This window comes from Marinactinospora rubrisoli, from assembly GCF_042664915.1.
Lineage (GTDB): Bacteria > Actinomycetota > Actinomycetes > Streptosporangiales > Streptosporangiaceae > Marinitenerispora > Marinitenerispora rubrisoli.
This window is the reverse complement of the sequence record NZ_JBHTBH010000014.1, coordinates 46,641-59,285: the sequence shown is the minus strand read 5'-3', so window position 1 is coordinate 59,285 and position 12,645 is coordinate 46,641. Positions and strand designations below refer to the sequence as shown.

The following is a 12,645-nucleotide window of genomic DNA, read 5'->3' as shown; positions in this document are numbered from 1 at the left end:
GGAAGAGCCCCCCCAGACATAGAAAAAGGGCGGCCCGCCCCCACGTCAGCCAGACCAAGGCGAGCCACCCACCCAGAAAGGGCAACACCATGTTCGCAGACACCACCCCCGCTCCGTCCACCTCAGAGGCCCTAGATGCCCTGTCCATCCCGTGGTGGGTGTGGGCGGGCGGCACCGTCGTCGTGCTCGCCGCCATCGCCTGGGCGGTGTGGCGCTTCCGCCGTCCGATCGCAGCCAAGGCGCGCGGTCTCGCGGCCGTTGCCGCTGGTCAGGCGTGGCGCCTCCTTGTGAAGCGCACCAGCGCCTCCCATGCGCCTCCCCCTATGGATGCCCCCGAGGCGCCCGTGCCGCAGCCCGCCTCCCCTGAGGCGCCTCCCCCCGCCTCCCTTGGGGAGGCGCCCCCGCCCCCCAAGAGCGGACAGGCCGCCCCCGCAGGCGCCCCCGTAGAGGAGGCGCCCGCGTGGCTGTCGAAGGCGCTCATCGGCATCGCGTCCGTGCCCACCGTGCTCGCGCTGCCGTGGGCGGCGTGGGCGGTGTCCCAGCACCTGCCCGTGCCGGCCGCGGTCGCGCTGCCGCTGGGCGTGCTGTTCGACGTCGCCATGGTCGGCGCCGTCCTGGTCGCCCTGCTGGTGCCGGCGGTGTCGCGGCAGGCGTCCGCGCTCGGGTGGGTCGCCGCCTTCACCGCTGCGGCTGCGATCGCTGCGTACACCGGGGTGTCCGGCGCGCTGATTTTCGCCGCTACCCCGTTGATCTCGAAGGCGCTGTGGGGGCTGCTGGTCACCATCCGCCGCCAGCAGGCCTCCATCCGCGCCTCCCATGTGGAGGCGCTCCGCCGCCAGAGGGAGGCGGAAGAGGAGGCGGCCCGCCGCAAGGAGGAGGCGGACAGGGAGGCGCAGGTTCAGCGGGAGGCCGAGGAGGCGCGCAGGGCCGCGGAGCTGTCCACTGACCTCGACCACCGGCAGGCCGCGGAGATCGCGCGCCTGGAGCGCGAGGCCGTGTACGCGGAGAAGTTGGCCGCTGCTCAGTTGAAGCTGGAACTCGCGAAGTCCGCTGCTGAGCATCAGAGGGCGTTGGCGGAGATCCGGCGTCTGGGCGAGCAGCAGCGCGAGGAAGACCGGGAGGCCGCCGGCGTGTACGAGCAGCGGATCCGCCTGGAGCGGCAGTTGAAGGCGCTACGCGGCGAGGCCCCGGCGTTCCTGGTCGCAGCCGGCGGTGATGCTGCTGGGGCGGAGCTGGTCCCGGAGATCACCGCGAAGGCGTCCGGCTCGGCTCCGATGGGGTTCGGGTTCAGCCGACCGCTGGACGTGAAGGCTCTCACCCCGGAAGGGGCCACGGTCCGATTCGAGGAGCTGCCGGAGACCCACCAGGCGCTGGTGCGGTACGTGCACGCGGAGCGGAACCCCACGATCCGGGGGGCCTCCCGCAAGCTCGACCGTGATGCCCGCACGATCCGCCGGTGGAAGGACAAGCTGTCCGAGCAGGGGTACGACCTGCCGATCGGCGAGTGATTGAACGGGGGGTCTCCGCAGGTCAACGCGGGGGCCTCCCATGCGCCTCCCCCCCGCCTCCCATGCGCCTCCCTTGGGGGGGCGCCCTGCGACAAACCGGTAGGCGCCTCTGCTCCACCGCCCATCCGGCGGTGGCGTGGGGGGACCGACTGGTCCAGGCGTACCGGGAACCGCCTCACCGACCAAAGCGCGGCGGCTCCCGGCTCCGACCCCCGCGAACCACGAAGGAAGGAACCCTCATCATGACGCAAGTCGCGATCACCACGGCCGGATACCTGCACGGCGAACTGCCGGCCGCGCACATCTCCCTCGACCTCCGACGCCACTTCCGGGACCCCCACATCAACCCCGCGCTCCGCTACCTGACCGGCCGCGACCAGGAGGTGTACGACACGGTCCTGTCGACGCCTGGGATCGACGCTCTGATCGACGCGACCGTCGCTCAGGTCGAGGCGTACCTCGCGGGTCCGTCCGCTGAGGGCCGACCGGTGGAGGTCGTGGTCGCGTGCGCGGGCGGCCGTCACAGGGCTGCGGTCGTAGGTGCCGAGCTGGACCGTAGGCTCCGCGCACGCGGCGTCGAGGTGGAGCTGGTCCACCGCGATCTGGACAAGGACGTGGTGGCCCGATGAGCTGTCCGTTCTGCGCGATCGTCGCGGGCGTCGCTCCTGCCACGGTCATCCGCGAGTGGGGGGACGCGATCGCGATCGTCCCGCTGAACCCGGTGACGCCGGGGCACTGGCTGGTCATCCCCCGTGCCCACGTCCGGACCGCGGCTGAGTCCCCTGCCGTGTACGGGGCGGTGTCGGCTCGCGCGGCCGAGCTGGTCTCGCACACCGACGCCAACCTGATCACCTCGATTGGGTCGGCCGCGACGCAGACCGTGGACCACCTCCACGTCCACATCGTCCCCCGGACGGCCGGAGACGGCCTCGCGCTTCCGTGGACCGGCCAGGGTGGAGTAGCCCGATGATGGCGCCGTCGCACGCCGCGTCCGGCGCCCTTGCCGGTGCTGCGGCTGCTGCGCTGCTCGCCCCCGCCGTCAGCGGCTGCGCCCTGTTCGACCTCGCGGCCGGCGTGCTCGTGGGCGCCGGCGCGGCGCTGCTCCCGGACCTGGATCACCCCACAAGTACGGCGTCCCGCTCGCAGGGGCCGGTGACGGGGGTCGTGCACCGCGCGGTCGCGGGAGCGTCCCGGCTCGCCTGGGCTGCGACCCGGACCGGTCGGGACGACGGCGGCAGGGACGGTGACGGCGTCCACCGGCACCTGTCCCACACCCCGCTCGTGGCGGTCGCCGTGGGAGCCGGCGTGTGGCTCGCGGGTGGCTGGTGGCCGGTGCTGCTCGTCGCCGTCTGGTTCGCGGTCGACCTCGGCCTGCGCGGGCTCGCCGGTTGCGTGCCGGGTGGGTGGCGGTGGACTCGCTCCTGGCCCGCGGTCTCCCTGGTTTCCGCCGCGCTGGCCGGCCTGCTGGTGTGGGGTGGCGTCTCGGCGTCGTTCGTCGGCGCCCTGGTGGCCGTGGGGATGATCGTGCATTCGCTCGGGGACGCGTTCACCCGGGCCGGGGTGCCGCTGCTGTGGCCGGTGGTCCACCGCGGACGGCGCTGGTGGATGGTCCGGGCACCGCTGACCTTCGCCACCGGCGACGGATGGCAGGAGACGGCCGTGCGCTGGGCGTGCCTGGCGGGCACGGTCCCGGTGGCGCTGATGACGCTGTGACCCTGTCCGCTGACACCACCCCGTGGGATCCTGGAATCCCTGCGACACGAGAGATGCCGATGACCCCCGAGATCCTGCCCATGCACCTGCTCGCGCTGCTGGCCGCCCCAGCGGACGCGGTGATCGCGGTGCGCGGCGACGGCTGGGTGGAGGTCGTCCCCGCCAGCCGGGCGGCCGGGGTCGTCGTGTACTCGCGGGAGCGGCTCCTGGAGGACGACGTGCCGCTCACGCCCGACGCGCTCGCCGAACTTGCGGACCGGCTCACCGACTGTGCCGAGATCACCCTCGCGGCGTAACCGTCCCCCGGACGCACAGGAGCCCCCGCCGTGCGCAGTGGCGGGGGCTCACCTAGTGACGAGGGCGACCCTAGCACCCGGGAGTCCCGCTTCTACACTGCCCGCATGGCGAAAACCCTGTACCTCGTGGTGTCCGGCGCTCCCGCTCCGGAGGGCGTCCCTGAGCTCGTCCGGATGCTGCAGGCCGCGGAGTGGACGGTGGTGGTCCTTTCGACGCCGAACGGCGTCCGGTTCCACGATCCCGAGCGGCTGGAGGCGCTGACCGGGCGGCCGGTGCGCGTCGACTACCGGATGCCCGGGACGGGGCGTCCCCTCCCGCCCGCGGACCGGGTGCTCGCCTGCCCTCTCACGTTCAACAGCACCAACAAGTTCGCGCAGGGCATCGCGGACTGTTTCGCGATCGGCCTGCTGTGCGAGATGGCCGGATACGGCGTGCCGACCTACGTGGTGCCGGCGTGCAAGCCGCAGCTCGCCAGCCATCCGGCGTTCCAGCGGTCGCTGGAAACCCTGCAGTCCATGCCCTCGGTGACGCTGCTGCACGATCCGGACGCGCCCTACGAGCGGCGGCTGCCGAGCTGGCGCGAGGTGGTCGACGCCGTCACACTGTGACCAGACCTAGTGACAGGAGGCCCTGTGGACGCAGCCACAACGGGCAGGATGATCGCTCGCGCACGCCGTCGCCGCGGCCTCTCCCAGGCCGTGCTCGCCGGACTCGTCGGCCGCTCCGAATCCTGGCTCAGCCAGGTCGAGCGCGGCAAGAAGGCGGTCACGTCCTACCCCGTGCTCACCCGCCTGGCTGAGGTGCTCCGAGTCCCTGTCGCCGACCTGACCGGCGAAGACGAGGAGGAGCCGATGCGGTATGCGGCGGCCCATCGAATCGAGGCGGCGATGACGAGGTACACCGCCCTGGAGGCGGTCATCGAGGACCGCGGCACCGATCAGCCGGTGAACCTCCGCCACCTACGGCTGGAGGCCGAGAGTGTCTATGCCGCCTACCAGGCCACCCACTACGACGAGGCCGGACAGCGGCTCCCGCGGCTCATTCGTGAGGTCGAGGCAGCGTCCCGGGGGCGGACCGCGGACCGTCCGGCGGTGTGCGCGATCCGGTCCCACGTCTACAACACCACCGCGGCCGTGCTGCGGCGTGTGGGCGAGCGGGAGCTGGCGTGGCAGGCGGCCGACCGGGCGCTGGCTGCTGCGGAGTGGGCGGATGAGCCGCTGCTCGCAGCCGTCGGGGCGTACCGCATGTCCTACGTGCTGATGTCCCGCAAACGCACCGCCGCAGCGATGGAGCTGGCGATGGGTGCGGCCGAGGCCGTCGAACGGCGGATGCACGGCGCCGGCACGCCGGAGGAGCTGTCCGTGCACGGAGGGCTGCACCTGGCGGCGGCGACCGCTGCGGCAGCCGAGTACGACCGGGGCGCCGTACCGAGGTTCCTGCGCGAGGCCCGCCGCTCGGCCGACCTGCTCGGGCGCGACGCCAACCACCACGGCACCGCGTTCGGGCCATCGAACGTGACGATCCACCAGATCAGCACCTCGGTCCAGGTCGGCGACGCCCAGGCGGCGGTGGAGACGGGCGAGGAGCTCGATCTCGACTCGCTGCCGGCCGGACTGGTCGGCCGCCGCGCGCAGGTGCAACTGGATCTCGCGCGCGGGTACACGCAGCGGCGGATGGACGCCGCCGCAGTGAACACGCTGCTCGCGGCCGAACGGATCGCGGCGGAGCTGGTGCGGTACGACCCGGGCACCGCCGAGGTGCTCACCGAGCTGCTCCGTCGGGAGCACCGGCCCTCGACCCCTGAGCTCCGGCCGCTCGCTCAACGCGCTGGGGTGGCCTGAATCACTCACAGGACCCGCACGAACGTGCGGGTCTTTTACCTTTCCGGTGGTACCGGGAACGGGCCGTCGTGCGGCCTACGGTCCTCTCATGCCTAGTGACATGGTGAGCGCCGCCCACGAGGCGACGCTGCGACGACTTCAAGAGACATACCCGGGCTGGCGGATATGGAGGTCGCGGGACCACTACGGCCGTCCGGCCGCGTGGCTCGCGAGCAACTGCGGGGTACCCGGCGCGGCGCCGACGCTGCACGGTGACACCGCCGAGAAACTGGAGGCTCAGCTCCAGTCGCCGCCGCGGGCGGTGTGATGGCCGACGAGGAGCCGACGCCGGAGCAGGCGATCGAGGCGATGGTGTCCGTCTTGGAGGAGACGGGCTACGTCGCAGTCGCCGACCTGGAGCGGCGCGCGGTGGACGTGCGGGTGATGGACGGTGACCGGCTGCTGGGGGCGCTGCTTCTGGTGATCGGCCGGTGGTCGCCGGAGCGGCGCGGCTGGTTCATGGTGGTGCCGGCGAGGCTCGGAATCGAGGTCTCAGACGGGTCACAATTCCGAGCGATCGGGCCGATCGCTCACGACCCGCGAGGAGCGATTCCCCTTATCCGGTCGGAGCTTTCACTGCTGCCGACCATCCCGCACACGTCCCTGATCTGCCGTGATCCGTGGATCATGGCATCCGACATGGACTGACGCGCGTCACACTGGTATCGGGCGCAGCGAGCGCGGGATCATCTCTCGGGGAGGCGGGGGATGCTCGGTCGCCACCCGCAGCAGCTGCAGTGTCCGCCCCTGCTCCCCGGCGGGCCAGCCCACGCCACCCACGCGCGTTCGATCCTCGCCGGCCCGGGGCATCCCCGGGCCGGTCTTCCCCATTCGGGATACGGCTGAATTCTGTCTCTACCTGGCGATACCGTCTCGGTAGAGACCCACGAGGAGGCACTGCGTGACCCTCTATCTACCGGCCGCCTACCTGTCCCAGGTCCTCGCCCCCGAACTCCTCCGCGCCATCGCCGAGGACATCACCAACCCCGACCGCGCGAGCGCCATCGCCGAGCACCTCCACCGCGCTGCGACGGAGGCCGACGACCTCGGCGAGGTCCGCCGCCGGGTGCGCGCGGACTGCGACGGACTCGGCTACGGCGACCTCGAAGCGGCGCGCGTAGGCTCCCGCTACCACGCCAAGCGCGGTGGCCTGCACGGCGAGGTCGCTGAGATCGAGCGATCCCGGATCCAGCGGCTGACCCGCTACACCGGCCGTGCCTACGACGCGTCGGCGGACCCGTGGCCGCTCGCACCGGGAGAGCGCCGACCTCCGTCCGCCGAGGAGCGCCGGGACTACCTGCGCGCCTCCGTGGTCGACGCCGACGCGGCCATGCATGGCCGCGAGCAGCAGCGGCGACGGTTCGGCAACGCCGACGCCGCCGCCCACTGGCTGCGCCGCCACGAAGAGGAGCTGTTCGCAACCTTGGAGGCCGCTTTCGCGGACCGCAGGTTCGCCGAGGCGGCCGAACTCGCGGAGGCGCTCGCCACGCACGTCGCACACGGTGACGACCGCGCCATCGAGCTCCGCGTCGCGCAGGTCCATCTCGACTCGGCGCGGCGTCTCGACGACCCGGCCGTGCTGCGGGACGCGCTGCATCAGCGCGCGTCCGCGCACCGGCACGCCGGCGACTACGACCAGGCGCTCGTCTACGCTCAGATGGCCGCGCAGCTGGTCGACGAGGACGACGACGTCGATGTCCGCGCGGCGGCGGTGTACCAGGTGGCGATGTGCACCGCGATGACCGGGGGGCACGAGGAGGCGATCCCGGCCTACGAGCGGGCGCTCGCGCTGTACGAGCAGGCGGCCGACGACGCCGGGCGCGGAGCGGCGCTGAACGGGCTCGCGTGGTCGATGGCCGGGTCGGGCCGGGGCCATGAGGCCGTGCGGCTCGCACTCCGGGCGATCGATGCGTCCGAGCGCGTCGGGGACGACAACGGGGCTGCCGCCGCGCACGCCACGCTCGGCGACGCGCACAAGGCGGCCGAGGACCGCGCCGACGCCGAGGCTGCCTACCGGAAGGCCCGGGAGCTGTACGTCAAGCTCGACTACAAGCCCCGAGTGCAGGAGATGGATGAGGCGCTCGCCGGGTTGTAGAGAAGCACCTGGGGCGGTACGGACCGTACAGTCCGTACCGCCTTGCTACTGTGGGGGCATGTCTGAGGTCACCCTCCAGGACGCCCGAGCCCACCTCGGCCAGCTGCTCGCCCGTGCGGCGCACGCCGGTGAACCCATCACCATCACCCGGTACGGCCGCCCCGAAGGCGTGCTCATCTCGGCCGACGCCTACGCCGAGCTGCAGGAGCTGCGGCGGGAGAAGGACCGGCGCGACCTGTCCCGGCTGGCTGACGCCGACCAGCGCGGCGACGTGGCCTGGATCCGGTACGACGCCGGAGACCGTGAGGGGCTGCTCGCCGGGCTCGATGAGGCGCTCGGGCTGTGACGATCCGGAGCGTCCTGTGGACGCCCGACGCGCAGCAGGCAGCCCGGAAACTCCCGCGCCGGCTGCGTGAGCAGGTGCGTGACCATCTCGCGGCGCTGGCGACCGGGCCGATCCCGCCGCCGGGTGCGCTCCCGGATCTGGACGTCCCGGACGCCTACCACGTGGTCACGGCGGAGCTGACGATGATCGTGGGCGTGTACCCGGACGAGGTCCGGGTGTGGATCGTGCGCGCGAACACCTGACCCCCCGTCGCCGCTGGTGGCGGGGCGTTCGCGCGGGTATACCGGGATCGTGGATGACGACGAGCCGGGCGAGGACGAGCTGTGGGTGCGCGAACTGTGGGCGGCCCTGTCGCGTGAGGAGCGCGCGGAGATCGTCGCGGAGACGCTGACCGCTGACCCGGTGTGGGAGCGGTACGCCCGCATGCTGATGGAGGAGTAGCCGATCAGCCCCCTCATGACCGTGAGGGGGGACGTATGGCTCAGTGGCCGCTCGAACTTGCTGGTCGTGCCAGCGATCCCGGATGGGCCCGCCGCGCCGCCGCGTGGGTGACGACTCTGCTTCCCACCACGATCCTCACCGCGTGCCCGGCGCTGGCCGAGGTCCCCCGACGTCGGACAGCGGATGACCAGGGTAAATATCAGGGCAAAGCGGAGCATAGGGGGCGTCAGGTAAAGATCGGTTTACCTGGCCGTTCGCGGCGAAGCAAGTTGTATATTATCCAACTTGCTCTGTTTTCCCTGCTCATCGAGCAGTTCCCGCATTGCCGCCGGGGATCGCGCCGCCTGCCGGTACCGCTCCGCGAGTTCCCGCGCTGCCACGGACCCCCACCGGCGAGACATGCGCGGCTGGGGTGGGTGCCACAGGTGCCAGAGCGGGGATCGGCCACGCCACGGAGGACCGCCCAGCGCCGTTAGGGCGTGCGCCCAGGACTCGTCTTCTCCCGACCAGCCGACGAACCGGTGGTCGAGCGGCACCTCTTCGTAGAGCCGCCGCGGGAGGGCGACGATCCCTCCGCCCGGCCACCCGGGGTACGGCGGCTGGGTGAGCGGCATGCGTGGGTGCGGCTCGGCGCCGGCGAGCACTTGGGACGTCGCCTGTTCAGTGAGGCGGTGGACGGGGCCGTGCGGCATCGCCCACGCCGCACCGTCCCGGACCGCGTCGATCGCGGCGGGGATCCCGGGCGACCAGCAGTCGGCGTCGGCGACGACGAGCAGGTCGCCGGTCGCCCGCGGCAACGCGTTCGCGACAGCAGCGGCTTTGCACCACGGCCCTGTCATCTCGCCGACGAGCACTTGGTGACCGAGATCCCGCCAGCGGGGGCGGACCCAGTCGAGTGCCGCACGGCGGTGATGGCACGGGTTGTCAGTCGCCCAGGGGATGATCACAGAGACTCGACCATGCGCACCCATTCGGCCAGCTCCTCCCCGGGGTCCAGCTCGGCCGAGCGCGCCTTCGCCTTCTTCGACGCGAGCCGCCACTCGCCGGGCTCCAGGAGCCGCCGGATCTCCCGCTCCCACCCGCTCAGGTCGGTCCGCCGCACCCATGTCCCGGCTTCGCCGAGCGCCTCCTTCAGGCCCGGCGTCGGTGCGGCGATGGTGGGGATGCCGCTGACGGCGGCCTCGATGGAGACGAGGCCGTAGCTTTCGTACACGCTCGGCATGAGCAGCACCTTCGTCCGCGCCCAGATATCCCGGCGCGGGTCCGGCGTGTGGGGCTGGATGCGGACATTCGGCAGGTCGCGGACGATCTGCTCGCCGTGACCGCCAATCACGCCCATGAAGTGAATGTCAGGCATCCGCTCTGCCAGCGCGCAGAAGATCTCGCCGCCCTTGTCACGGTTGAGGTTCACCAGCGTCACCCGGTCGCCCGGCCGTGTCCGGTGCCGATCGGCGTCCACGGGCGGGTGCACGACGAGCGTCTGGGTGCCGGGCATGACGGCGCGGCGCCGGCGGTAGTAGTCGGCCACCCAGTCCGTGTTGAACACGGCGAGGTCCGGGCGCCACCTGCGGCACACGGCGAGCGCGCCGGGGAACGTGTTGTGGAAGACCAGCGCCACGCGGGGCGAGCGGCCCCGCCGGGTGCGGGCGTAGTGAGCGGCGTGCGGCGCCTCCTGGTGGTGCGACACCAGGACGTCCGGCGCCAGCTGGTCGAGCAGTTCGACCACGGATCCGCGCTCGCCGGCGCACTGCACCCGGATTCCCTCGTGCCGGTACTCGTCCGGCCCGCGCTCGTGCGACGTGACGACCACCTCCACGTGGTGCCCGGCGTCAGCGAGCGCGCGGAGCATGGCGTGCAGCATCACCTCACTGCCCGCCATATACCAGGGGACGTAGTAGTGGACGAGGGCGACCACACGCATCAGGGGCGCTCCCACAGGTAGTAGGCCAGCACGTCACCGCACACCGAGTCCGTCACCCCCGGACCGAGCACATCCAGCATCGCCTCGAAGCTCCACTCGGACAGGTGGGCCTCCAGCCAGTTCCCGTTCACCGCGCCCTGCTCCAGGTGCAGCACCGGGACCGACACGAGAAGGCGCCGCGCCCATCTCTGCAAACGCCGCACGAGCACCGGGACCTCGTCGGCGGGGAGGTGCTCCAGCATGTCGCCGACGATCACGAGGTCGGGTTCGTGCGCGACCGTGTCGAGGTCGAGGTGGCGGATGTCGCCGAGCACCACCTCGTCGTACAGCTCGCGCAGGCCGAACTGCGTGACGTAGGGGCCCCACGCCTCCACCGCCACCCACCGGGCGTTCGTATCCGCGCGGGCGAGCCGGGAGTACGTCCCGTCACCCGCGCCGACGTCCACCACGACCTTGGGGTTCGCGGCGAGGATCCGGTCGCGGGCCCAGCCCTTGTTCTCCCCGTCGGAGGTCGGCACTACGAACCGTCGCCGGGGCGCGGGGTGTGCGGGGCGAGGTAGCCGGCGAGTCCGGCCAGCAGGGTGACGGCCGCCGCGGCGACGGTCTCCGGGACGTCCAGGCCGAACAGCCCGGCGATGTACACGAGCACGGTGACGGCCGCGCCGCTGACGGTGGCGACGGCGACCTTCGTTTCGATCCTGGCCACGGCGGGCTCCTTATCTGCTCGATGAACCATCAGCGGTGCGCCTTGACGAACTGGGAGAGGATCTGCTTCGCAGCAGCGCCGGTGATGCGGTCACCGAAGTCCTGGCGACTGCCTTCGGCCTTGCGGGCGGCGAGCACCGCGCGGGCGGTCGCGGGCCCGTAGTCGCCGTCGATCCCCGCCGGGCCCAGGTCGTGACCGCCCGCGCGCAGCAGTTCCTGGAGGAACTTGACGCGTTCTCCGCTGTCACCCTGAGACAGTCCCACCATGTCTTCCTCCATCCCTCCTGCGGCGTCGGCTCCCGGCGCCTTCGTGAACGTGCCGTCCTTGACCATGGCGTAGGCCCGATCACCGGGGCACGACGTCGCGATGAAGTCGCGGTGGCCGCGCACCGTCCCGGCGACGCCCCGGTCCATGAGGTAGCCGCGGAGCTGACGGACGGCGTCGATCTGGACGGCGGTCGGGGTCTCGGTCGGCCCGGACATGAGGCTCACGGAGTAGTACGTCGAGTTCCCGCCGGGCTGCGCGGCCTGGATCCTGTTCAACCCGCGGCCCTCGAAGACGTAGCCGTGCGGGCAGGCGGCGAAGGAGTAGCCGATGTCCACCCACCCGTTGGTGTTGATGTGGAAGTTCCGGGTGGCCCGCCAGTAGGAGAGACAGGCGGAGTGCGCCTGCCCGGCGAGGCCCTGGTTCGAGCCGTCGTAATGCACCACGAGACCGGAGCGGGGGTTGGCGTGGCCAGCCGTTGTCGCGGGCCAGCCCAGTTCGGATCTTCGGATCAACTTCATGCGGACACTCCTTGTCACGTCGGTGTGGGCGCCGGCGCGGGCTCGCCAGCGGGGCCAGGTGGACCGGACGGCCCCGGCGGTCCGGGAGGGCCAGGAGGCCCCTGCTCGCCGCGCTCACCCTGCTCGCCACGGGGTCCAGCGGGTCCCTGGGGGCCGGTGGGGCCGATCGGTCCGGGCTCGCCGTCGACGCCGTCCCGGCCGTCCTCACCGGCGGGCCCGGACGGTCCAGGCAAGCCGTCTCTGCCGGGCCATCCGCGCGGGCCGGTCTCACCGGGAGGTCCCTGCAGCGGGGCCGGAGCGGGCGTGACGACCGGGGTGCCGCCGAGCTGCTCCACCTGGCGGGACAGGGCGTCGGCGTCCCGGCGGAGCTGGGAGAGCTGGTGCGCGTTGTACTGCACGGCCACCGCAACCAGGCAGAACGCTGCGGTCACCGCGAGTGCGAACCCGACGTGCCGCCACGTCTCGCCGGGGATGCGCGGCCATCGGCGATGGCGCCGGGCGGTCATGACCCGCCCCTGAACAGGGCGTCGAGGTAGGGCAGCACCACCGTCGCCAGCGGGATACCGACCGCGGCGAGCCACCACCGCCGGTCCGCGACCCGCTGCCGCCGCTCGTCGGCGATCTGGCCCCGCACCGCGCCGACGCCCTCCTCAGCCTCCTTGCGGACCGCGGCGACGTCGCTCTTCAGCTCGGCGATCTCCGTCTGGATGGCGGCGTGCTGGACCGCGTAGATGTCGCTCGACACTGTTCGGTCCAGGCGCTGGGAGATCTCCGCCCGCAGCTCCTGCTGCCCGCGCTCCACCCGCCCGATCAGCCGGGCGAGTTCGCCGAGCGTCATCTGGTCCTGCTCCACCGCCACCTCCTTCGCTATGAGGCTTCGTCAGGTGGGACGTTCGTCTCCCACGGAGTTGCCTCAGTCGTGCTAGTCGTGGTGACCACCCGCACTTGATAGA

Annotated in this window: 19 protein-coding genes; 13 read left to right on the top strand and 6 right to left on the bottom strand. The window is 72.1% G+C overall.

Going from position 1 to position 12,645, the window contains the following annotated elements:
- Nucleotides 1-89: 89 nt before the first annotated feature.
- From ACFQRF_RS24205 to ACFQRF_RS24145, 13 genes are all read left to right on the top strand, one after another.
- On the top strand, nucleotides 90-1,508 hold the full coding sequence (locus ACFQRF_RS24205) for a hypothetical protein (protein ID WP_379873483.1): 1,419 nt from the start codon (nucleotides 90-92) through the stop codon (nucleotides 1,506-1,508).
- 242 nt (nucleotides 1,509-1,750) lie between these two features.
- Nucleotides 1,751-2,137: a RapZ C-terminal domain-containing protein gene (locus ACFQRF_RS24200; protein ID WP_379873482.1), complete on the top strand. Its 387-nt coding sequence runs from the start codon at nucleotides 1,751-1,753 to the stop codon at nucleotides 2,135-2,137.
- Entirely contained in the window at nucleotides 2,134-2,478 is a 345-nt protein-coding gene (locus ACFQRF_RS24195) for an HIT family protein (RefSeq protein WP_379873481.1), read from the top strand. The genes ACFQRF_RS24200 and ACFQRF_RS24195 overlap by 4 nt, the downstream gene beginning before the upstream one ends.
- The gene (locus ACFQRF_RS24190; protein WP_379873480.1) at nucleotides 2,475-3,221 is read left to right on the top strand and encodes a metal-dependent hydrolase; all 747 of its coding nucleotides are present in this window, start codon (nucleotides 2,475-2,477) and stop codon (nucleotides 3,219-3,221) included. Before ACFQRF_RS24195 ends, ACFQRF_RS24190 begins: the two co-directional genes overlap by 4 nt.
- 59 nt (nucleotides 3,222-3,280) lie before the next feature.
- A complete protein-coding gene (locus ACFQRF_RS24185) occupies nucleotides 3,281-3,517 on the top strand; it encodes a hypothetical protein (RefSeq protein WP_379873479.1) in 237 nt (78 codons plus the stop codon).
- Nucleotides 3,518-3,622: 105 nt separating this feature from the next.
- Nucleotides 3,623-4,126, top strand: coding sequence for a flavoprotein (locus ACFQRF_RS24180; RefSeq protein WP_379873478.1), 504 nt, complete (start codon nucleotides 3,623-3,625; stop codon nucleotides 4,124-4,126).
- Nucleotides 4,127-4,174: 48 nt separating this feature from the next.
- The gene (locus ACFQRF_RS24175; RefSeq protein WP_379873477.1) at nucleotides 4,175-5,359 is read left to right on the top strand and encodes a helix-turn-helix domain-containing protein; all 1,185 of its coding nucleotides are present in this window, start codon (nucleotides 4,175-4,177) and stop codon (nucleotides 5,357-5,359) included.
- 88 nt (nucleotides 5,360-5,447) lie between these two features.
- Nucleotides 5,448-5,666 carry a hypothetical protein gene (locus tag ACFQRF_RS24170; RefSeq protein WP_379873476.1) on the top strand — a complete coding sequence of 73 codons (219 nt, stop codon included), beginning with the start codon at nucleotides 5,448-5,450 and terminating at the stop codon, nucleotides 5,664-5,666.
- Nucleotides 5,666-6,046 (top strand): hypothetical protein, encoded by a 381-nt coding sequence (locus ACFQRF_RS24165; RefSeq protein WP_379873475.1) that lies wholly within the window; start codon nucleotides 5,666-5,668, stop codon nucleotides 6,044-6,046. Before ACFQRF_RS24170 ends, ACFQRF_RS24165 begins: the two co-directional genes overlap by 1 nt.
- A gap of 253 nt (nucleotides 6,047-6,299) precedes the next feature.
- Nucleotides 6,300-7,493, top strand: a complete 1,194-nt coding sequence (locus tag ACFQRF_RS24160) for a tetratricopeptide repeat protein (RefSeq protein ID WP_379873474.1) — start codon at nucleotides 6,300-6,302, stop codon at nucleotides 7,491-7,493.
- Between the two features lie 58 nt (nucleotides 7,494-7,551).
- On the top strand, nucleotides 7,552-7,839 hold the full coding sequence (locus tag ACFQRF_RS24155; protein WP_379873473.1) for a type II toxin-antitoxin system Phd/YefM family antitoxin: 288 nt from the start codon (nucleotides 7,552-7,554) through the stop codon (nucleotides 7,837-7,839).
- Nucleotides 7,836-8,081, top strand: coding sequence for a type II toxin-antitoxin system RelE family toxin (locus ACFQRF_RS24150; protein ID WP_379873472.1), 246 nt, complete (start codon nucleotides 7,836-7,838; stop codon nucleotides 8,079-8,081). Before ACFQRF_RS24155 ends, ACFQRF_RS24150 begins: the two co-directional genes overlap by 4 nt.
- 49 nt (nucleotides 8,082-8,130) lie before the next feature.
- Nucleotides 8,131-8,280, top strand: a complete 150-nt coding sequence (locus ACFQRF_RS24145) for a hypothetical protein (RefSeq protein ID WP_379873471.1) — start codon at nucleotides 8,131-8,133, stop codon at nucleotides 8,278-8,280.
- A gap of 242 nt (nucleotides 8,281-8,522) precedes the next feature.
- On the opposite strand, the gene ACFQRF_RS24140 is transcribed toward ACFQRF_RS24145, so the two are convergent.
- The 6 genes from ACFQRF_RS24140 to ACFQRF_RS24115 form a co-directional block, all read right to left on the bottom strand.
- Nucleotides 8,523-9,077, bottom strand: a complete 555-nt coding sequence (locus ACFQRF_RS24140) for a hypothetical protein (protein WP_379873470.1) — start codon at nucleotides 9,075-9,077, stop codon at nucleotides 8,523-8,525.
- Nucleotides 9,078-9,223: 146 nt separating this feature from the next.
- Nucleotides 9,224-10,201, bottom strand: a complete 978-nt coding sequence (locus tag ACFQRF_RS24135; RefSeq protein WP_379873469.1) for a glycosyltransferase family 4 protein — start codon at nucleotides 10,199-10,201, stop codon at nucleotides 9,224-9,226.
- On the bottom strand, nucleotides 10,201-10,719 hold the full coding sequence (locus ACFQRF_RS24130) for a class I SAM-dependent methyltransferase (protein ID WP_379873468.1): 519 nt from the start codon (nucleotides 10,717-10,719) through the stop codon (nucleotides 10,201-10,203). The genes ACFQRF_RS24135 and ACFQRF_RS24130 overlap by 1 nt, the downstream gene beginning before the upstream one ends.
- A complete protein-coding gene (locus ACFQRF_RS24125) occupies nucleotides 10,719-10,907 on the bottom strand; it encodes a hypothetical protein (protein WP_379873467.1) in 189 nt (62 codons plus the stop codon). The genes ACFQRF_RS24130 and ACFQRF_RS24125 overlap by 1 nt, the downstream gene beginning before the upstream one ends.
- A 29-nt stretch (nucleotides 10,908-10,936) precedes the next feature.
- Nucleotides 10,937-11,692 carry a peptidoglycan recognition protein family protein gene (locus ACFQRF_RS24120; RefSeq protein WP_379873466.1) on the bottom strand — a complete coding sequence of 252 codons (756 nt, stop codon included), beginning with the start codon at nucleotides 11,690-11,692 and terminating at the stop codon, nucleotides 10,937-10,939.
- Between the two features lie 502 nt (nucleotides 11,693-12,194).
- A complete protein-coding gene (locus ACFQRF_RS24115; RefSeq protein WP_379873465.1) occupies nucleotides 12,195-12,545 on the bottom strand; it encodes a hypothetical protein in 351 nt (116 codons plus the stop codon).
- Nucleotides 12,546-12,645 lie beyond the last annotated feature (100 nt).